Source organism: Streptomyces sp. NTD91, assembly GCF_059510455.1.
Genome location: NZ_JCAJZW010000012.1, coordinates 144404 through 162973, shown reverse-complemented (window position 1 = coordinate 162973; position 18570 = coordinate 144404). Strand labels below are relative to the sequence as shown.

16 protein-coding genes and 2 pseudogenes are annotated in these 18570 nt (G+C 70.7%); 15 read left to right on the top strand and 3 right to left on the bottom strand.

Annotated features, from left to right (window positions below; genetic code table 11):
* The first annotated feature begins 124 nt into the window (after nucleotides 1-124).
* The 9 genes from AC5WRT_RS15810 to AC5WRT_RS15770 all read left to right on the top strand — a co-directional run bounded on the left by AC5WRT_RS15810 (nucleotide 125) and on the right by AC5WRT_RS15770 (nucleotide 9023).
* A complete protein-coding gene (locus tag AC5WRT_RS15810) occupies nucleotides 125-550 on the top strand; it encodes an SsgA family sporulation/cell division regulator (RefSeq protein ID WP_496093913.1) in 426 nt (141 codons plus the stop codon).
* A gap of 57 nt (nucleotides 551-607) precedes the next feature.
* The gene (locus AC5WRT_RS15805) at nucleotides 608-1468 is read left to right on the top strand and encodes a DMT family transporter (RefSeq protein ID WP_496100329.1); all 861 of its coding nucleotides are present in this window, start codon (nucleotides 608-610) and stop codon (nucleotides 1466-1468) included.
* 222 nt (nucleotides 1469-1690) lie between these two features.
* Entirely contained in the window at nucleotides 1691-2446 is a 756-nt protein-coding gene (locus AC5WRT_RS15800; protein ID WP_496100335.1) for a CoA transferase subunit A, read from the top strand.
* Nucleotides 2446-3090, top strand: coding sequence for a CoA transferase subunit B (locus tag AC5WRT_RS15795; RefSeq protein ID WP_496093911.1), 645 nt, complete (start codon nucleotides 2446-2448; stop codon nucleotides 3088-3090). Before AC5WRT_RS15800 ends, AC5WRT_RS15795 begins: the two co-directional genes overlap by 1 nt.
* Entirely contained in the window at nucleotides 3087-4289 is a 1203-nt protein-coding gene (locus AC5WRT_RS15790) for a thiolase family protein (RefSeq protein WP_496093910.1), read from the top strand. The genes AC5WRT_RS15795 and AC5WRT_RS15790 overlap by 4 nt, the downstream gene beginning before the upstream one ends.
* A 101-nt stretch (nucleotides 4290-4390) precedes the next feature.
* Nucleotides 4391-6568, top strand: a complete 2178-nt coding sequence (locus AC5WRT_RS15785) for a SpoIIE family protein phosphatase (protein ID WP_496093909.1) — start codon at nucleotides 4391-4393, stop codon at nucleotides 6566-6568.
* Nucleotides 6569-6647: 79 nt separating this feature from the next.
* The gene (locus tag AC5WRT_RS15780; protein ID WP_496100328.1) at nucleotides 6648-7337 is read left to right on the top strand and encodes a TetR/AcrR family transcriptional regulator; all 690 of its coding nucleotides are present in this window, start codon (nucleotides 6648-6650) and stop codon (nucleotides 7335-7337) included.
* On the top strand, nucleotides 7334-8089 hold the full coding sequence (locus AC5WRT_RS15775; protein WP_496093907.1) for an SDR family NAD(P)-dependent oxidoreductase: 756 nt from the start codon (nucleotides 7334-7336) through the stop codon (nucleotides 8087-8089). Before AC5WRT_RS15780 ends, AC5WRT_RS15775 begins: the two co-directional genes overlap by 4 nt.
* A 58-nt stretch (nucleotides 8090-8147) precedes the next feature.
* Nucleotides 8148-9023 carry an ABC transporter substrate-binding protein gene (locus tag AC5WRT_RS15770; RefSeq protein ID WP_496093906.1) on the top strand — a complete coding sequence of 292 codons (876 nt, stop codon included), beginning with the start codon at nucleotides 8148-8150 and terminating at the stop codon, nucleotides 9021-9023.
* Between the two features lie 151 nt (nucleotides 9024-9174).
* Here AC5WRT_RS15770 and AC5WRT_RS15765 read toward each other — a convergent pair.
* Nucleotides 9175-9522 (bottom strand): annotated as a pseudogene (locus AC5WRT_RS15765) (transposase); the annotation flags it as partial.
* A gap of 223 nt (nucleotides 9523-9745) precedes the next feature.
* On the opposite strand from AC5WRT_RS15765, the gene AC5WRT_RS15760 reads away from it, so the two are divergent.
* Nucleotides 9746-10087, top strand: a complete 342-nt coding sequence (locus AC5WRT_RS15760) for a hypothetical protein (RefSeq protein ID WP_496093905.1) — start codon at nucleotides 9746-9748, stop codon at nucleotides 10085-10087.
* The gene (locus AC5WRT_RS15755; RefSeq protein WP_496093940.1) at nucleotides 10018-10242 is read left to right on the top strand and encodes a hypothetical protein; all 225 of its coding nucleotides are present in this window, start codon (nucleotides 10018-10020) and stop codon (nucleotides 10240-10242) included. The genes AC5WRT_RS15760 and AC5WRT_RS15755 overlap by 70 nt, the downstream gene beginning before the upstream one ends.
* Before the next feature lie 289 nt (nucleotides 10243-10531).
* Here the strand turns inward: AC5WRT_RS15755 and AC5WRT_RS15750 are convergent, their stop codons facing one another.
* Nucleotides 10532-12274, bottom strand: a complete 1743-nt coding sequence (locus AC5WRT_RS15750) for an MOSC domain-containing protein (RefSeq protein WP_496100327.1) — start codon at nucleotides 12272-12274, stop codon at nucleotides 10532-10534.
* A 273-nt stretch (nucleotides 12275-12547) separates the two neighbouring features.
* Between AC5WRT_RS15750 and AC5WRT_RS15745 the strand changes: the two genes are divergently transcribed.
* The 4 genes and pseudogenes from AC5WRT_RS15745 to AC5WRT_RS15730 all read left to right on the top strand — a co-directional run.
* Nucleotides 12548-12685 (top strand): hypothetical protein, encoded by a 138-nt coding sequence (locus AC5WRT_RS15745; protein ID WP_496093903.1) that lies wholly within the window; start codon nucleotides 12548-12550, stop codon nucleotides 12683-12685.
* Nucleotides 12686-13104: 419 nt separating this feature from the next.
* The gene (locus AC5WRT_RS15740; protein WP_496100326.1) at nucleotides 13105-15849 is read left to right on the top strand and encodes a multifunctional oxoglutarate decarboxylase/oxoglutarate dehydrogenase thiamine pyrophosphate-binding subunit/dihydrolipoyllysine-residue succinyltransferase subunit; all 2745 of its coding nucleotides are present in this window, start codon (nucleotides 13105-13107) and stop codon (nucleotides 15847-15849) included.
* A gap of 81 nt (nucleotides 15850-15930) precedes the next feature.
* Entirely contained in the window at nucleotides 15931-16158 is a 228-nt protein-coding gene (locus AC5WRT_RS15735; RefSeq protein ID WP_496100325.1) for a 1-deoxy-D-xylulose-5-phosphate synthase N-terminal domain-containing protein, read from the top strand.
* A 22-nt stretch (nucleotides 16159-16180) separates the two neighbouring features.
* A pseudogene (locus AC5WRT_RS15730) lies at nucleotides 16181-17161 on the top strand (DUF488 domain-containing protein); the annotation flags it as partial.
* Nucleotides 17162-17258: 97 nt separating this feature from the next.
* On the opposite strand, the gene AC5WRT_RS15725 reads toward AC5WRT_RS15730, so the two are convergent.
* On the bottom strand, nucleotides 17259-18338 hold the full coding sequence (locus AC5WRT_RS15725) for a TDT family transporter (protein ID WP_496093901.1): 1080 nt from the start codon (nucleotides 18336-18338) through the stop codon (nucleotides 17259-17261).
* Between the last annotated feature and the right edge of the window lie 232 nt (nucleotides 18339-18570).

Below are 18570 nucleotides of genomic sequence, written 5' to 3'. Positions count from 1 at the left end.
TGCACGCAGGGGCCAGCGGTGTTCCAAGAGCGCATGGAACACCCGTTGACAGCCCTCCGGCCCGGTGTCCGGGACAGCCCCGGGCCGGAGGGCTCGGCTCCCGTACCGAGTGAGTGAGGAAGAGATGCCGAGACCCAGCACCGGTGCCGTCGATGCCGAGGCATGTGCACTCCTCGTCATGCCGGACGGCTCGGCGGTGCCCGTGTCCACGCGACTGGGCTATCGTCCCGACGATCCCCACGCGGTCCGTGCGATCTTCCGCCTCGGCGGTGACCGGGCGGTCGAGTGGTTCTTCGCCCGTGAGCTCCTGAGAGAGGGGCTGCTCCAGCCAGTCGGTATCGGCGACGTCCGCCTGCGCCCTGCTTGGCACCAGGGACAGCACATGGTGCAGGTCGTCCTCACGCCGCCCGCAGGACGGGCGGACCTCATGTTCCCCTGGCCGGTGGTGACGGAGTTCCTGCAACGCACCGATGCGGTGGTGTCACCCGGCACCGAGCACGTGCATGTCGACCTGGACGCCCAACTGATGCATCTTCTCGCGGAGCACTGACCCACACCCACGATCGATCGATCATCGATCACAGTGATCTCGGGACAGGAGACCACGATGTTGACCGTGCTGTCGCCGATCTTCGCTCTGCTCGCAGCGGCAACCAACGCACTGGGAACCGTGATGCAGCGCCGGGCCGCCACCGTCGTCCCGCAGTCCGGCGGTCTGCGCATCGGCCTGATGTGGGACCTGCTGCGCACTCCGGTCTGGCTGCTCGGCATAGGTGGGGTCGCCCTGTCGGCGATCTTCCAGGGCGCCGCGCTGGCCACCGGCGCCCTGGCGGTCGTACAGCCGCTCTTCATGCTGGAGTTGCCGTTCGTGCTGCTGCTCGCGAGCATCGTCTTCGGGCGCCCGTTGCCCCGGGCCGGCTGGGTGCCCGTCGGCAGTATCGGGGGCGGCCTGGGCCTGGCGTTGTTCGCGGCCGCGCCGACCGGTGGCACTCTCGGGATCCCCGCGGCCCGGTGGACAGCGGTACTGACCTGCTGCCTGCTCGCCGTGGTGGTGCTGTGCAGCGTCGCGGTCAGGCTGCCCAACGGCGCGGCGCGCGCCGCGTGCATGGGCCTGGCCGCCGCCGTCTCCTACTCCCTCACTGCCGCGCTCATGAAGTCCTCGACCGCCGCCCTCAGCCGCCGGGGTACGGGTGCCTTCTTCACCACATGGCAGACCTATGCGTTCGCAGCCCTCGGCGTGTGCGCCCTGTTCCTGCTGGAGAACGCCATGCAGTCCGGACCGCTGGTCGCCTCCCAGCCTGCCCTGACCCTCGGGGACACCCTGGTGAGCCTGGCCCTCGGCGTCACCCTCTACGGGGAAAGGCTGCGTGGTGGCTGGTGGCTGACCCTCCAGGTGCTCGGGCTCGCGCTGGTGGCGTACGGGGTCGCCCGCCTGTCACGTCAGCATCTCGTTCCCGCAGGAATGTGAAATACCCGATTCGTGCGAGAACGGCCGACGGCACAACCCTTGAATCGCAGCCAATATCGCCGATCTGCGGGATGGCCAAGCGCGCCGTGGCATCGGACCGTGGAACCAGGTCTCAGCGGACGGCCCCGGCAGGCTGAATGCACATCGGGCGGACATGTCGGCGGCGTAAAACACTCCGCGATGGACACAGAATTCACGCGAGCATCTGGAGATCCGAAAAATATGGGGAAATTGGTCAATACGGCCCTGGAGGCCGTGGCGGATGTGCCGGATGGAGCGTCGTTGGCCGTGGGCGGGTTCGGACTGAGTGGTGTGCCGAACGTGCTGATCCAGGCCCTGTTCGAGCGAGGCGTCGGCGGGCTGTCGGTCGTCTCGAACAACTGCGGGGCAATGGATTCGGGCCTGGCGGTACTGCTCTCGGCGGGCCGGATCGGACGGGTGACAGGATCGTATGTCGGGGCGAACAAGGAGTTCGCGCGGCAGTACCTGTCCGGTGAGCTGGAGGTGGAGCTGATCCCGCAGGGCACGCTCGCCGAACGGCTGCGCGCCGGCGGCGCGGGCATCCCCGCCTTTTACACCCCGGCGGGGGTGGGCACGCAGGTCGCCGAGGGCGGGCTGCCCTGGCGCTACGACGGCTCCGGCGGGGTCGCACTGGCCTCGCCGGCCAAGGAGGTGCGGGTCTTCGACGGCACCGAGTACGTGCTCGAACGCGGCATCCGCACCGACTTCGCGCTGGTGCGGGCGGCGCAGGGCGACCGGCACGGAAACCTGGTGTTCAACAAGTCCGCCCGCAACTTCAACCCCCTCGCGGCCATGGCCGGCAGGCTCACGATCGCGGAGGTGGAGGAGCTGGTCGAGCCCGGCGAGATCGATCCGGACGCGGTGCACCTGCCCGGCATCTTCGTCCAGCGGGTGTTGGCCCTCACCCCGCAGCAGGCGGCGGACAAGAAGATCGAGCGGCGGACGGTGACCAGCTGATGGCCTGGACTCGTGAGGAGATGGCCGCCCGCTCCGCCCGTGAGCTGCGCGACGGCCAGTACGTCAATCTCGGCATCGGCCTGCCCACGCTGATCCCCACCTACCTGCCGCCAGGGGTGGAGGTGATCCTCGAGTCGGAGAACGGCATCCTGGGCACCGGCCCCTACCCGGGTGCGGACGAGGTCGACCCGGACCTGATCAACGCCGGCAAGGAGACCGTCACGGTCCTGCCCGGCGCCTCCTTCTTCGACTCCGCACTGTCCTTCGCGATGATCCGCGGCGGGCACATCGACGTCGCGGTGCTGGGTGCCATGCAGGTCTCCGAGCAGGGGGACCTGGCGAACTGGGCGATCCCCGGAAAGATGATCACGGGGATCGGCGGTGCGATGGACCTGGTCCACGGCGCCCGCACGGTCATCGTCGTCATGACGCACACCGCCAAGGACGGCTCGCCGAAGATCCTCACCGAGTGCGCGCTGCCATTGACCGGGAGGCGCTGCGTGAACCGGATCATCACCGACCTCGGTGTCCTCGACGTCACCGACGAGGGGCTTGTGCTGGTCGAGTGCGCACCGGCCGTCGACGTCGAGGAGATCATCGCCAGGACCGACGCCAAGCTGACCGTCACGCAGGGCCTGCTATGAACCCCGTTTACATCGTCGACGCCGTGCGCACGCCGATCGGACGCTACAACGGCGGCCTGGCCTCCGTACGCCCCGACGACCTGGCCGCCCAGGTCATCGGCGAACTCCTCTCCCGCATACCCCAGTTGGACCCAGCGCGCATCGAGGACGTGTACCTCGGCAACGCGAACGGCGCCGGCGAGGAGAACCGCAACGTGGCCCGCATGGCCGCCCTGCTCGCCGGCCTGCCCACCAGCGTGCCCGGGGCGACGGTCAACCGGCTGTGCGCCTCCGGACTCGAAGCCGTCATCCAGGCCGCCCGCGCCATCGCAGTCGGCGACGCCTCCGTCGCCATCGCCGGCGGCGTGGAGTCCATGACCCGCGCCCCCTACGTCCTGCCCAAGAACGACAGACCGTTTCCGGCCGCCCACGCCGAGCTGTACTCCACCACGCTGGGCTGGCGCATGGTGAACCCGGCGATGAACCCGCAGTGGACCATCCCTCTCGGGGAGTCAGCCGAGCTGATCGCCGAGAAGCACAAGATCGGCCGTGAGCAGCAGGACGAGTTCGCCCTGCACAGCCACCAGAAGGCCGCAGCCGCCCAGGAACAGGGCCTGTTCGACGCCGAGTTGGTGCCCGTTCCGGTCCCGCAGCGCAACGGCGACCTCCAGCTGTTCGTGGCCGACGAGTGCGTACGCCCGAACGCCTCCCTCGCGGCGATGGCAAGGCTCAAGCCGTCCTTCCGTACCAAGCAGGGCACGGTCACCGCCGGCAACGCCTCCCCCCTCAACGACGGCGCCGCCGCCCTGCTGCTGGCCGACGAGGAGGGTGTGAAGGCCATCGGCCGCGAGCCGCTGGCACGCGTCTGCGCGACCGGAGTCTCCGCGATCGACCCCGACTACTTCGGCCTCGCCCCCGTCGAGGCCGTCGACCGGGCCCTGGCCAAGGCCGCCCGGACCTTCGCCGATCTCGACGTGCTGGAGCTGAACGAGGCCTTCGCCGCCCAGGTCCTCGGCTGCCTCGCCGAATGGCCAGAGTTCGACCCGGCGATCCTCAACCCGCAGGGCGGCGCCATCGCGCTCGGCCACCCCCTCGGCGCCTCCGGCGCCCGCCTCGCCGGCACCGTCGCCCACCAGCTCGCCCGCCGCGGCTCCGGCACGGGCGTCGCCACCCTCTGCATCGGCGTGGGCCAGGGCCTCGCCCTCGTCCTCGAACGCTGACACGAACGGGGCGAGCAGACCGTCGTGGGGAACAGCGTCCGGGACGGGAATCGGCAGCGGCCTCCGCGCGGGGTCGGCGGGTGCGGACGTACGGTACTGATATGTGCGCCATGCGGGGAGGCGGCGCGGCGCAGCCCCACGGGCCCCACGCCCCTTCACCCACCGCCGGGTCACTGCGCCGGGCCGAGCTGGACCGGCTGCTGGAGCTCGCCGTGCGCGACACCGGCGTGCACGCGGGAGCGGTCTTCCTGCTGGCGTCCGACGGCCAGACCCTGCGGCTGGAGGTGGCCGCAGGCATGCCGGCGGAGTATCTCGCGCCCTGGTTCGGGGTCCCGCTGTCGAGCCGCTTTCCCGTGACCGATGCGGTGCGCGAGCGGCGGCTCGTCTGGCTCGGCGACCCGGAGGACCTCGCCCGTCGCTATCCCCGCACGGCGATCGCCCTGCCCTACCACCATGCGGTGGTCGCGGCACCGCTCCGCACCGGAACCACGGTCTGGGGTGCGCTGCTGCTGTTCTGGCCCGGCGCCGGCGCCACCAGAACCGACGGCCCGAGCCCTGAACGGGTCCGTGCCGCCGGTCGGCGTCTGGCGCGGTTCCTGCGCGACGCCGCCGGCACCGGCCACGCCGTCGGCCCGGGCCCCACACCCCGCACCCTGGTGCAGCCGCCCGCCGGCAAGCGGGGGCCGGCCGAGGCGCTCGCCGCGGCCGACCTCGTCGAGCGGCTGCCCTGGGGCAGTTGCTCCCTCGACCTCCAGGGCAGGTTCACCTACGTCAGCGCCACCGCCGCCGCCCTACTGGGCGCGAGCAGCCCCGACGATCTGATCGGCACGCGTCCCTGGCAGTCCTTGCCCTGGTGCACCGACCCGGCCTTCGAGGACCACTTCCGCGCCACCGTGGTCAGCCGGAAGCCCGGCTACTACACCGCCATGCACCCGCCGGACCAGTGGCTCGCGTTCGAGCTCTATCCCGACGGCTCGGGGGTGAGCGTCCGCATATCGCCGACCGGTCCGGGCGGGGACTCGCAGCCGGGGCCCACCATGACGGAGACATTCCAGGGCGAGCCGATCCGCCTGGGCGAGATCTACCGGGTGCTGCACCTGGCCGCCGCCCTGTCGGAGACCGTGGGCGTCTCAGACGTGGTCGATCTGGTCACCGAGGAGATGCTGCCGGCGTTCGGAGCCCGGACCGTCGCCCTGCTCGCGGCCGAGGACGGCAGAATGCGGGTCATCGGCCGCCGCGGCTACAACCCCTCGCTGCTCGAACACTTCGACGGAGTGCCGCTGACCCACCCGGCACCCGCGGTCCGGGTCCTCGCCACCGGCGTGCCCAGCTTCTTCGCCTCCTTCGACGAGCTGTCCCGGGCCTACCCGCCCGCCCCGCATCAGAAGGGTCTGCATGCCTGGGCGTTTCTGCCGCTGATCGCCTCCGGGCGTCCGGTGGGCTCGTGCGTGTTCGCCTTCGACCGGCCCCACCCCTTTCCCGACCAGCAGCGGGTCGTCTTCATCGCGCTCGCGGGACTGATCGCGCAGGCGCTGGAACGGGCCCGCCTGTACGACACCAGCAACAAACTCGCCAAGACCCTGCAGGCGGCCCTGCTCCCCGACTCGCTGCCCAACCTTCCCGGACTGGATGTAGCGGCCCGCTATCTGCCCAGCGTCCGCGGCATGGACATCGGCGGCGACTTCTACGACCTGGTCCGGGTCGACGACACCACCGCAGCCGCGGTCATCGGTGACGTCCAGGGCCACAACGTCACCGCCGCCGCGCTCATGGGCCGGGTGCGCCCCGCCATCCGCTCCCACGCCGCCTCGGGGGCCACGCCGTCACAGGCCCTCGCGCAGGCCAACCGTCAGCTGGTCGCCATGGACCCGGGCCGCTTCGTCAGCTGCCTCTACGCCCACCTCGACCTCGCACACCACCGAGCCGTCCTCGCCACCGCCGGCCATCCCCCGCCCGTTGTGCGTCACCCGGACGGCCACGCCGAGGTCCTTCCACTCCGACCCGGCGTGCTGCTCGGCATCGACCCCGACGCGGACTACCCCCCCACCGAGATCCCGCTGACCCCCGGCACCCTCCTCGCCCTGTACACCGACGGCCTCGTCGAGACTCCCGGGGTCGACATGGACGACGCCATGTCCGGGCTCGCCACCCAGCTCGCCCGGGCCCCGGCCCAGCCCATGGACCGGCTCGCCACGACCCTGATCGACCACGCACGGCAGACCGCGCCCCGGACGGACGACATCGCCCTGCTGCTCATCGGGCTCGCCACCGCCGGGTAGCGCGCGCCCCGGCTGGGCTTGCACGGCAGGCACTTGGGACGTACGGCATGCCTTGACAGCGAAGAGACGGAGAGCAACGATGGGAACTATGGAAACTAATCCAGTTTCAGAAGTTTCCACCAGTGACGAGCGGCGTGCGGACGTGATCGTGGAGGCGGCCGGCCGGCTGTTCTTCGGGTCGGGTTTCGCGCGGGTGAGCATGGACGATCTCGCTCGTGAGCTCGGGATGAGCAAGAAGACGATCTACCGTCATTTCCCGGACAAGCGCAGCCTGCTGGCCGCGGTGCTGGACCGCCAGTTCGCCGCGGTGGAGCGCACGCTGGTGGCGGCGACCGAGGACGCAGCAGAGCAGCCGTTCGCTGGGCGGGTGCAGCGGTTCCTGATCGCGGCGGGCAGTGAGCTCGGGCGGATCGGCGCGCCTCAGCTCGCGACGGGGCGGGGCGACGCGATGCTGCGCCCGTACGTGGAGCAGCGCGTGGACGCGGTGGTCTACCGGCGGCTCGACGAGCTGTTCCGGGAGGGACACCGGCAGGGCTTGCTGGCGGCGCCGCCCGAGCTGATGAGTGAGATCACCCGCGGCGCGTTGGAGCGGCTGCTCATGTCGGAGTTGCCACGCGATCTGGACTGGACCGCGGCCGATCTGCTGCGGGCGACCGTCGACACCGTGCTGTACGGGGCAATCCGCCCGACAGGCCGGGGCATCGACGACGAACAACCCCGGGCGGTCATCCCGACGGCCCGCGACGACGATCAGGAGGTGGGCCCATGACCGGGACGACCGGCAGGGTGGCATTGGTGACGGGGGCCGGCAGCGGAATCGGCGCGGCCACGGCGCGACTTCTGGCCGCGCGAGGAATGCGCGTGGTGGTCAACTACCTCCGCAACACCAAGGCGGCCGAGGAGGTCGTGGCCGACATCGAGGCCGCGGGCGGCCAGGCCATGGCCATGCAGGCCGATGTGCGCGAGGAGGCGGCCGTCGAGAGCATGGTCGGACAGGTCCAGGCAGCTTGGGGCGGCATCGACGTGCTCGTGCACAACGCGCTCATCCCGTATGCGGTCAAGCCGTTCCAGGACATGACGTGGGAAGAACTGGGCGGCAAGATCGACGCCGAGATGCACGCGGCGTTCGCGGTCACCAAAGCCGTACTGCCCACGATGACCGAACGAGGGTGGGGACGCCTCATCTACCTCGGCACCGGACTCAGCCGCCTGCCTCGGGCGGGCATGATCGCGCTGGGCGTTTCCAAGGCCGCACTCGAGCAGTTCGCCCGGTATCTCGCCCAGGAACTCGGCCCGCAGGGCATCACGGTCAACGTCGTCTCGCCCGGCCCGGTGGAGTCCCGCACCGCCGATGCCGTGCTCGACGACGCGACGAGGCAGCGGCAGGTGGCCGCCACCCCCTTGGGCCGCCTGGCCTACCCGGCCGATGTCGCCCAGGCGGTCGCCTTCTACGCCGCCGAGGACAACTCCTTCATGACCGGTACCACGGCCGCGGTCAACGGCGGCATGGCCATGTACTGACGCCCCGCTGACCTCCGCGCACACGGCCGAACCCTTAAACGATCAAGGAAAGACGTTCATGCACACGATCGACCTGGCCTACGTCGGACGAGGCCTGCACGAGGAGCTGGCCGCCTACATCGCCGACCAGCAGGACTACTACGCCGAGGAGGGTGTACACGTCGCGCTGCGCGACGGCTGCACCTGGGACGTGGAACGGCTGCGCCGCTGCGCCACCATCGGGCTCGGCCGGGCACTGCTGTCACGACTGACCGACGGCACCCCGTGGGTCGCACTCAGTGTCAACACCCACCGCCCGCTGTTCTGGTTCCTCGCCCGCCCCGGCCTGACCTCCCTCGCCGACCTGGCCGGGCGACGGCTGGCGGTCCACGCCCCGCACACCCCGCCCGGCGCATTCGCCCGGATCGTGCTGCGAAAGGCCGGCCTCGACCCGGACCGTGACGTGAACACCGTCGTCCGCTCGCCCGGCGACTACGGCATGGATCTGCGCCGGCTCAACGACGGCAGCATCGACGCCGCCTACGTCGGCAGCACCATGGCACCGGAGGCGGTGGCCGCCGAGCACGGCTGGCAGGTGCTGGCCTGGGTCGGCGACCACTTCCAGATCCCCACCGTGGGCGTGGCCGTCGACCCCACCCACATCCCACCCGACGACCCCGCGGTCCAGGCCGTCGTACGAGCCCACCGGCGCGCCCTTCAGGTGATCCACGACGACCCCGACACCACGGTGCGCCACATGCAGACGTTCCTCGGCGGACAGACCGCGGAAGAGGCCCGGGCCCACTACGACACGTTCATCGCGCCGTACTTCACCACGGACGGCCAGGCCGATCTCGCTGTCGGCGACAAGGCGATCACCGCGGTCGCCGCCGAACTCGGCGTCCCTGCCACCGTCACCGCAGCCGAGTTCTACCGCGCCGCGGCCACAGCCTAGCCTCGCCGTTTCGCGTGGCTGAGCAGGTCGAATCGAAGTGAAGTGCTGGTTCCGGTTGCTCGTGGCCGGGTGGGCATGGCTGGGGCCCGACGCGCGGGTCGGGTTCTCCAGGGCTCCTCGGGTCGTGGGTGGGCAGGGACGGTGCTGCGGTTCAGGTGGCCGGCCGTGTCAGGGCTGTGAGGCGGGTGAACGCGCTGGTCAACTCGTTTCGCCGGGGCCAGGTCGCGGAGATCCGCAGGTGCGGGCGGCGACCGCCGCGGGTGATGCGGGCGGCTGCGTGCAGCAGCCGGTAGCGGAGCTTCTTCGGCTCGGCGGTGGCCAGCTCGCCTTCCAGCAGCAGAGTGCGCATCCGGGCGAGCAGGTCGAGGGCGGTCAGGGCCGGCTCCAGCCACGCTTGGTCGATCGCGAAATGGCGGGAGGGGAAGCGGCCGAAGCCGGTGGTCCTGCCGCAGCGGATGCGGTCCTCGACGCGGGCGTGCGCCCGGTGGCGTACTTCCAGACACCGGCCGGTCGGCTACCTTCAGCGAGCGAACCTCGGGCGGCCGTAGGACGCCGATGCAGGGAGAGGCTCTCGGCCCGGTCGGCGCGCGAACAGAAGCACAACGGTCTCGGTTCGTCCCCACGATCACCCTCCTCCCGTCCGTCGAACCGGGCACTGGTCGGTTCCGTACGAGGAACCGTTACCCGGATACGCCGTCTCCGCCGAGCGCGGCTACGGGCGGGTGACCGTCGCCGACATCGCCGCGGCGGCGGGCGTGGCCTCGAAGACCGTCTTCGCGAGCGTGGGGAGCAGGAGCGACATCCTGAATCGGATCGTCGACGAAGGCGTGAACGCATCGGGTTACGAACGTGCGATGGAGACGCTGCTTGAGGAACGGACACCAGAGTCGGTGCTTCGAGCGTTGGCTCACGGCACGCGGATGGGCAACGAGAGTCGGTTCACCGTGCACGAGGCGATCCGCACGGGCTGCCCGTCCACGAGGACGGCGAGGCCTTGTGGGAGCGCGCCACCGCGGACCACCGCGACGCGCTGCACACGACCGCCCGCCATATGCACACCCTGACTCCACCGCCCTCCTATCCGGCGGAGGAGACAGCCGACCTGCTCTGGCGCTGGTTCGGCCCCACCGGCTGGCGCACCCTGGTGGTGGAGAGCGGCTGGTCCTGGGACCGTGCCGAGGACGTCCTCCATCGCACGGCGGTCGCCGCACCGCGTTGACACCACGTGAGGGACGGCGGCAAGACGGGGGCGACACGTCGTCTGGCCGGCACCAGGTCGACATCGTCTGACGTTGGCCGGGTCTCGGCTCCGCGCCGCCCGCGCTTCAACGGCGGGACTCATCAGAGAGGTGCGGTCGAGGCTCATGCAGTCCTGGACGCCGGCCCTGCGCGGTTTCGGTGCTCGGCGAGCCGACGGCCGCCATGGGTATCGAGGATCTGCGTCCGGCGTGCGGTCCACCACGACTACGTGGCCGGTCGGACGGCTCCTCACCCGCTTTGTCTGCCGATCACAGATCGAGGACGACCTCGGTGGTCGGCTTGCTGCAGCAGACCAGGACGGTCCCGGGCTCGGGAAGTTCGAGGGGTGGGGTGGTGTAGGTGATGTCGCCTGCGACGAGGTGGGTGATGCAGGTGTGGCACACGCCGGTGCGGCAGGACCAGCGGGTGGGGATGCCGCAGGCTTCGGCAAGATCGAGGAGGGTCGCGTGAGCGGATGACCATGGGGTGGAGATGCCGCTACGGGCGAAGGTGATGAGGGGCCCGGTTGCGGTGGGACCGGGTGGCTGGTGCGGCCGGATCACGGCGGTGGCGGTCATGCCGGGGTTGATGGCGGGGAGAGCGGTGAACTGTTCCGTATGGATCTGCTGGGGGCGCAGACCCAGATCGCGCAGGAAGCCGGCGAGGTCATCCATGAAGGCGGGTGGGCCGCACAGGTAGGCGTTGGCCTCGGCGGGGATGCCCATGGCCATGAGGGATGCAGCGGTCGGGCGGCCGTGAGTGATGTGCTCGTCGGGACGTTGGGTTTCGCCGGTGTAGTAGATGTATTCGCGGGCGCCCGGAAGTTGGGCCAGAAGGGTATGAGTCTCGTCCGCGAAAGCGTGGTGGGCACGGTCGTGGGCGGTGTGGATCCACCAGACGGCGCGCGGATCTCGCGTGGCGGCGAGTTGGTGGAGCATGGCGAGCACGGGTGTGGCACCGATCCCCGCGGAGATCAGCACGACCGGGACGGGGTGTTCTTCCAGTACGAAGGTTCCGCGGGGGCTGGCGATGTCCACGAGGTCGCCGGGGTGGAGCCTCGCATGAATGTAGCCGCTGGCTTTCCCATGGGGTTCGCGCTTGACGCTGATGCGGTAGGTGTCGGCTGTGGGCGCGCAGGACAGGGAGTAGCTGCGCACTTCGGGGGCGGCATGGTCGATGGCCAGGCGGATGGAGAGGTACTGGCCGGGGCGGGCCTCGGGCAGGGGTGTGCCGTCGGCGGTGGTGAGGTAGAGGGACGAGACGGTGGGGGTCTCGGGGACGATGCGGGTGACGCGCATGGGCTTGAAGCCCTGCCATCCCGGTTCTTCGCCAGGCTGCTCGCCCGGCTGTCCCGGCTTCTGTGCAGGCTGCTCGGGCGCGGCGAGTTCGCGGAAGGACTGCTGCCATCCGGGACTGAGGGCGGGGATGTTCAGTGCTTTGCGCAGCTTCGCGGGGTCGCGGTCCGGGAGGTAGAGCAGCGCGTCGGCGTCGGCGACGCTGAGCTGTTCCGGTCCCTTGCGGGTGAGGGTGACGGCGTCACCGGCCTGGACGCGGCCTTCGGTGATCACCCGGAGGTAGAAACCCGGCCGGTGGTGGGCGACGAGCAAGGAAGCCATGGTGGGTTCGCCCAGGCGCATGCCGACCCGGTAGCAGGTGACGCGGGGCTGGGAGACTTCGAATTCCGCTTCGCCGATGCGGTACCGGTCACCGATGCATACTTCGTCGTCGGGCAGGCCGTCGACCGTGAAGTTCTCCCCGAAGATCCCGAAGGTCAGGTCGTCGCGACCGAGCTGTTTTTGCCAGTACTGGTAGGACTGCAGCTGGTAGACGAGGACGGCTCGCATTTCGCCGCCGTGCCCGGCCAGATCTCCTTGACCGTCTCCGTCGACGTTCAGCCGCCGGACCATGCGGCAGCCCTGGACAGGGGCCTTCCAGGCTCCGGTGTGCACGGTCCTTCCCTGCCAGGGCACATCCTTGGGCAGTCCTACGTTGACGGACAACAGCGTCGCCATGGTGGACCTCCTGCGCGATGGTAGCCGGGACAGCCGCCTCATGACGCTGCGCCTCGCAGAGAAGCGCGCTCAGCCGCACATCAGTCCCATCGTATGCGTGCCTTCTGACGGCAGGCCGTCAGAAGGCGGACCTGTCACTCCGTGTCAATGCATGCGGCTCGCCCTGCGAACGCTCAATCGCGCCTGACGCCCCCCCAAGTGGCGGACTGGGAGCCCTTGCCTCCCAGCAGGGAGTAAACATGTCGTAGTCTCGGTACGACTCGAAGGCGCACCATGAGCCCGGGCACATCCGACGGTTCGCGGCCCGACCCCTGCTACGACCGGCTCGCCGACCGCTTCGGAGCATTCATCGACCAGCGCTCGACGGAGTACTGGCGTCTGCGCCGCGCACGGCCCGGAGCCACCCGATGAACCCCAAACGCCCCGGACGGGGCCCGACCACCGTGACGGTATTCGTCTTCACCCGGGGTGCGGCTCTTCGATGTGACTGGCCGCAGCATCACGACCAGATTCCGTACGACGTCGATCCCGGGCCGGACGGACACGGAGCCCTCGGATCAGGACGGCGTCACCCGCCCGCACTCCGACTGTGCGACGACGGCAGGCAGCAGGCCGTCACCCGGCCGATGTCCTGATGTGAGGCCGTCGTGGCGCGCCCGACCATCCGTCTCCGCGCTCCCGGCGTCCTAGCGTCGTCAGTGCGACGCGGTCGAACGGGTCGGTCTCCGCAATGGTTGCGAAGCCCTCGAACACCTGACACGCAGGCGGACGACCACCGTAGCCGCGTCCGCCGTCCCAAGGCTTCGCAGAGGAAAGAAGGCGTTCGCGCCATGGCGTCGCAATCAGACACCGCTCGAGCAGCGTCTCACGGGCTGGACTTCGGGCTCAACGAATGGGTCGTGGACGAGCAGCGGCGGCGTTACCTCCAGGACCCCGGCTCGGTCGACCAGACGTGGAGGGACTTCTTCGCCACTCTGGTGTCCCCGGCCGCCGCGGCCTCCCTGACCGCCTCAGCCCAACACCACAAGGGCACCGACGAGGCGGCGCTCAAGGCGGTACGGGTCGCCGCGCTCATCCACGCGTATCGCGTGCGCGGGCACCTGATGGCAGGCACGGACCCGCTCATGGTCCGGCCCGCCTTCGCACATCCGGAACTCGACATCGCCGCGTTCGGACTCAACGACGCGGACCGGGCGGAGGACTTCGCCGTGGACGGGTTCGCCGGGCACACCACGATGACACTCGACGAAGTGCTCGGGGCGTTGCGGGAGTTCTACTGCCGCACCGCCGGGTTCGAGTACATGCACATCCAGGACGCCCGGGAACGCCGCTGGATCCAGCAACGCGTCGAGGGGCCGCAGCGCCGCCCGGACCGTGCCGGACAGCTGCGGATCCTCTACCGGTTGGGGGCCGCGGAGGCCTTCGAGACGTTCCTGCAGACCAAGTACGTGGGCCAGAAGCGGTACTCGCTCGAAGGCGGCGAGTCTGCCATCGTGCTGCTCGACGCCCTGTTGCTCCGCGCCATCGAAGACGGCGTCCAAGAAGCCGTCATCGGGATGGCGCACCGCGGCCGGCTCAACGTCCTGGCCAACATCATCGGTAAGTCCTACGGCCAGATCTTCGACGAGTTCGAGGACGCGGTGGACATCCGGTCGGTCCAGGGCTCGGGGGACGTGAAGTACCACCTCGGCGCGGAGGGCACCTACCGTGCCCTGGACGGCGGCACCATCGCCGTCTCGGTCGTGGCGAACCCCTCGCACCTGGAGATCGTGGGGCCGGTGACCCAGGGCGTGGTGCGCGCCAAGCAGGACCTGGCCCGGGACCAGGGCGAGCCCTTCCCCGTACTGCCGGTCGTCCTCCACGGCGACGCGGCCTTCGCCGGCCAGGGCGTGGTCGCCGAGACCCTGAACATGTCGCAACTGCCGGGCTACCGCACGGGCGGGACGGTCCACGTGGTCGTCAACAACCAGGTCGGCTTCACCACCCTGCCCGCCAACGGCCGTTCGAGCACGTACGCCACCCATGTGGCACGGATGGTGGAGGCCCCGATCTTCCACGTCAACGGCGACGACCCGGAAGCCGTCGACCGCGTCGCACGGATGGCCTTCGACTATCGCCGGACGTTCCACAAGGACGTCGTGGTCGATCTGGTCTGCTACCGGCGCCACGGGCACAGCGAGGTCGACGACCCGTCCGTCACGCAGCCGATGATGTACGAACGCATCGACGCCAAGGCTTCGGTGCGCACGCTGTACGCCGCGGCCCTCATACGCCGCGGGGACATCGGCGAGCGGCAGGTGGACAGTGCCCGCCGCAACTACCAGGATCACCTCGAACGGGCCTTCGCCGAGACCCGGGCGCTGCCCGCTCCCGCACCGGCCGAAGACCTTCCTTGCGCCGACGCCGGACAGGCGGCCACGCAGCGCACGGCGACCGCGATCGACGAGGCGAGGGCCCGTCAGGTCATCGCATCGCAGACCGACCTGCCGCAGGGCTTCACCGTGCACCCGCGTGTCCTGCCGCAGCTCCACCGGCGCACGGCGACGCTCGACACCGGCACCGTCGACTGGGCCACCGCGGAGACACTGGCGATCGGTTCGCTGCTGCTGGACGGCGTCCCGGTACGGCTGGCCGGACAGGACTCCCGGCGCGGCACCTTCGGCCAGCGCCACGCCGTACTGACCGACCGGCGCACCGGCGCGGAGCACACGCCGCTGAACTCCCTCAGCCCGCAGGCCGCGAGCTTCGCACCGTACGACTCGATGCTGTCCGAACTGGCAGCGCTGGCCTTCGAGTACGGCTATGCGCAGGGCCGTCCGGAGGCCCTGGTGCTGTGGGAGGCCCAGTTCGGCGACTTCGCCAACGGCGCGCAGACGGTCGTCGACGAGTACATCGCCTCGTCCGAGCAGAAGTGGGGCCAGCGCTCCGCAGTGACCATGCTGCTGCCCCACGGCCTGGAGGGCCAGGGCCCCGACCACTCCTCCGCCCGGATCGAACGCTTCCTGCAATTGTGCGCGCAGGACAACATGACCGTGGCCATGCCCTCGCTGCCGGGCAACTACTTCCATCTGCTCAGGCAGCAGGCGCTGGACGGCCGCAGGCCACTGGTGGTCTTCACCCCGAAGTCGATGCTGCGGTCGAAGGCGGCCGTCTCCGCCCTGGCCGAGTTCACCCGGGGCGGCTTCCGCCCGGTCCTGCCGGACGACACGACGGACCCGGCCCGTGTCTCGCGCGTGCTGCTGTGCTCGGGCAAGGTCTTCTACGACCTCGACGCCCACCGGCACGCCGCGGGCTCGACCGACACGGCGATCGTCCGCGTGGAGCGCCTCTACCCGTTCCCCGACGAGGAACTCGCGGCGGAACTCGCCCGCTTCCCCGCGGCCGCGGACGTGCGGTGGGTGCAGGAGGAGCCGGAGAACCAGGGTGCCTGGTCGTTCGTCGCGCCGCGCCTGCACCGGCTGACCCGGCGCGCCGTGGAGTGCGTGAGCCGGCCCGAGGCGCCTGCGCCCGCGGCTGGCTCGGCCCGCCGGCACGGCGTGGAGCAGAAGGCTCTCGTGACATCGGCCTTCCAGTGATCGGCGGCTCGCGCGGTGCGCATCGGCTGCCCACCGCGCGTATCCGTCGACACCACGGCAGCATCGAGGAGGAGCAGCGGCATGAGCCTGCTGGCGCGCATCAACCAGCCCGCGGACTTGAGAGGTCTGAGCCATCCAGAGCTGGTCCGGCTGGCCGGGGAGATCCGCGACTTCCTGGTCCGCCACGTCGCGGCCACGGGAGGCCAGCTGGGGCCCGAGCTCGGCGTCGTGGAACTGACCCTGGCGCTGCACCGGGTCTTCGACTCCCCGCGCGACCGGCTGCTGTGGGACGTCGGGCCCCAGGCGTAGGTCCACAAGATCGTGACGGCGCGTGATCGCCCTGTACGGCACGTTCCTGAACCGCGCCCTCGACGAGGTGCTGATGGACCTCGCGCTGCACCGGCTCGGTGCGACCCTGGTCCTCGACCGGTCCGGGGTCACCGGTGACGACGGCCCCAGCCACAACGGGCTGTGGGATCTTGCGATGCTCCAAGCTGTCCCCGGCCTGCGTATCGGGGCTCCCCGCGATGCGCGCACGCTGCGGCGGCAGTTGCGGGAGGCCGTGTCGATCACCGACGCGCCGACGGTCCTGCGCTGCCCGAGAGGCACGGTCGCACCCTCCATCGAGCTGCAGCGCTGGTACGGCCACCACCCCCAGCGGTTCGGTGAGTTCCGCCGCCGCTATCTCACCGAACTGGGCGATCAACGGCACAAGTACGCGGCTCCCCGGCTTCGGGACCTGGCCCGACACCGCAGCCTCACCCCGCTGACCTCCACCCAGGACATGGACCACGGCCATACCGCGGTCCTGGCCGAATGGCTCACCGAACCCGGCTCTCACGATGAGCGGCGCCCGGATGCCGCCCTTCCCGGGCACGGACGCACCGCTCCCGGTTCCCGGCCGCCCGGACACCGCGCGGCGGTCTCCGCCGCGGTGGCCGATCTCAACGCGGGCGCACTCGCGTTCGTGATGGGCACCGGCATCGTCTCCACGGCCCTGTACGTCACGGCGCCGACGCCGCCTCCGCCGTACTGCTGTGGGTGGCCCTGGCCGGTTGTGCCGTGCTGGTGCCCGCCCACGGCTGGCGGCTGCTGCGCCGGCGCGAGCGGTTCGTCGCGGATCTCCTCGGGCCGCGTGCCTTCGCGTTCCTCACCCTCGCGATCTCCTCGAACGTTCTGGGCTGTCGTGTTCGCCGCCATGGTGGCAGCGAGACTCCGGGCCCGCCCCACGACCGCGCACCGATCCGCCGGTGCGGGGCAGACGGCCCGCCCGCAGAGCACGGCCTCGACGGCACCCGGGGCGCTGCCATAGGCGCGTGTCGCGATGGGGCGCGAACCCGGCCGCCCGTCGGCAGACAGCCGGGTTCGCGCGACGCGTCCGTGTCATGCGGAGCGTTGCACGGGCCCTGTCAGCGGCGGGCGAGATCACGCTGCCGGACAGCATGGCGCAGGGAGTGACAGGCGACCACCGCCCAGGCGGCGACGAGCAGGGCGTACAGGACGACGGCGATCCAGACGAACAGCTGCGAGCCGGTACGAGCAGCGAGCGCGCTGGTGCCTGTGACGCACGCACCGAGGGGGAAGATGAAGGACCACCAGGTGGCTGCGAAGGGCAGCCCTCTGCGGATTTCCCGTACGGTCAGCGCCGTGGCCAGTACCAGCCACAGCAGGGCGAAGCCCCAGATCCCGAGCCCACCCAGGAGCGCTACGACACCACTCCCGCGCGCGTACGGGGCGGGCAGCGCGCTCGGCGACGCCGTGGCCAGCGTCCCCAGCGCTGTCACCGCCTGATCCAGCGCCCCCACGCCGATCCACATCGTGGGCACCACCGCACCGCCGGGCGCGTCATGATGCACCAGGCGGCTGTACACCATGGCCAGCACCAGCAGGACCGCGACCAACCCGAGCCCGAGCATCGAGTAGCAGCACAGCAGCAGGGCCAGCCGCACCTGCCCGGCCGGCGCCCGCGGGATGAGCAGCGCGCCCGTCGCGGCGGAGACCAGCGGCGGCACCACCGGTAGCAGCCAGCCGCCGAACGCCGCGTCCGGCGTGAAACGGTGCCGCGTGACCATGAGATACGGCACCGTGCAGGCGGTGGCAAGACCCAGCACCGTACCGGCCGACCACAGCACCCAGTCCGTATCCACCGCCGCACGCTCCCCGATCAGCCGCCGGCCGAGCAGCAGCGTCCCGGCCCCGACGGTGAGCAGAGCCATCGGCGGCGCCCCGAAGAACTGGGCCAGTACCGGATCACCGGCATGCACCCGCAGCGCCCGCTGCCCCGTATAGCTGACCCCGAGCACGATCAGCAGCAGCGCGGTCCCCGCCCAGACCACCGTGGCGGCCTCGCCGAGCCCGGGGAAACCGCGCGGCAGGGTGGCGGCCGCGACGGCCACGATCCCGCTGCCCATGACGGCGGCGAACCAGCCGGGACCGAGCCGGCCACGCTTCCTGCCGTTCGCCTCGTCCGGCTGGTCACGTACGAGCACGGATGATCCCGGGGCCGGGCCGACCTGGGACGGGACCGCTCGGCTGGTACTGGGGTGGGGTGTCACGGCGCGGAGTGCCTTCTCTTGGGGTGTCGGATTCGTCACCGTCCACGACCAGCCACGGTGACGTGCCGGCCGACTGGCCGGGCCGCACCCAGCAGCTCAGGGACGCGGCCGAGACCGTCGGCCCATTGGCGCCCTCGACGCTATGGCGAAGCGCGGCTCGCGCCAC

Excerpts from the sequence above, each read along its gene's own strand:
- AC5WRT_RS15810 (WP_496093913.1), top strand. The coding sequence starts at position 125 with ATGCCGAGACCCAGCACCGGTGCCGTCGATGCCGAGGCATGTGCACTC.
- AC5WRT_RS15805 (WP_496100329.1), top strand. The coding sequence starts at position 608 with ATGTTGACCGTGCTGTCGCCGATCTTCGCTCTGCTCGCAGCGGCAACC.
- AC5WRT_RS15800 (WP_496100335.1), top strand. The coding sequence starts at position 1,691 with ATGGGGAAATTGGTCAATACGGCCCTGGAGGCCGTGGCGGATGTGCCG.
- AC5WRT_RS15795 (WP_496093911.1), top strand. The coding sequence starts at position 2,446 with ATGGCCTGGACTCGTGAGGAGATGGCCGCCCGCTCCGCCCGTGAGCTG.
- AC5WRT_RS15790 (WP_496093910.1), top strand. The coding sequence starts at position 3,087 with ATGAACCCCGTTTACATCGTCGACGCCGTGCGCACGCCGATCGGACGC.
- AC5WRT_RS15785 (WP_496093909.1), top strand. The coding sequence starts at position 4,391 with ATGTGCGCCATGCGGGGAGGCGGCGCGGCGCAGCCCCACGGGCCCCAC.
- AC5WRT_RS15780 (WP_496100328.1), top strand. The coding sequence starts at position 6,648 with ATGGGAACTATGGAAACTAATCCAGTTTCAGAAGTTTCCACCAGTGAC.
- AC5WRT_RS15775 (WP_496093907.1), top strand. The coding sequence starts at position 7,334 with ATGACCGGGACGACCGGCAGGGTGGCATTGGTGACGGGGGCCGGCAGC.
- AC5WRT_RS15770 (WP_496093906.1), top strand. The coding sequence starts at position 8,148 with ATGCACACGATCGACCTGGCCTACGTCGGACGAGGCCTGCACGAGGAG.
- AC5WRT_RS15750 (WP_496100327.1), bottom strand. The coding sequence starts at position 12,274 with ATGGCGACGCTGTTGTCCGTCAACGTAGGACTGCCCAAGGATGTGCCC.
- AC5WRT_RS15745 (WP_496093903.1), top strand. The coding sequence starts at position 12,548 with ATGAGCCCGGGCACATCCGACGGTTCGCGGCCCGACCCCTGCTACGAC.
- AC5WRT_RS15740 (WP_496100326.1), top strand. The coding sequence starts at position 13,105 with ATGGCGTCGCAATCAGACACCGCTCGAGCAGCGTCTCACGGGCTGGAC.
- AC5WRT_RS15735 (WP_496100325.1), top strand. The coding sequence starts at position 15,931 with ATGAGCCTGCTGGCGCGCATCAACCAGCCCGCGGACTTGAGAGGTCTG.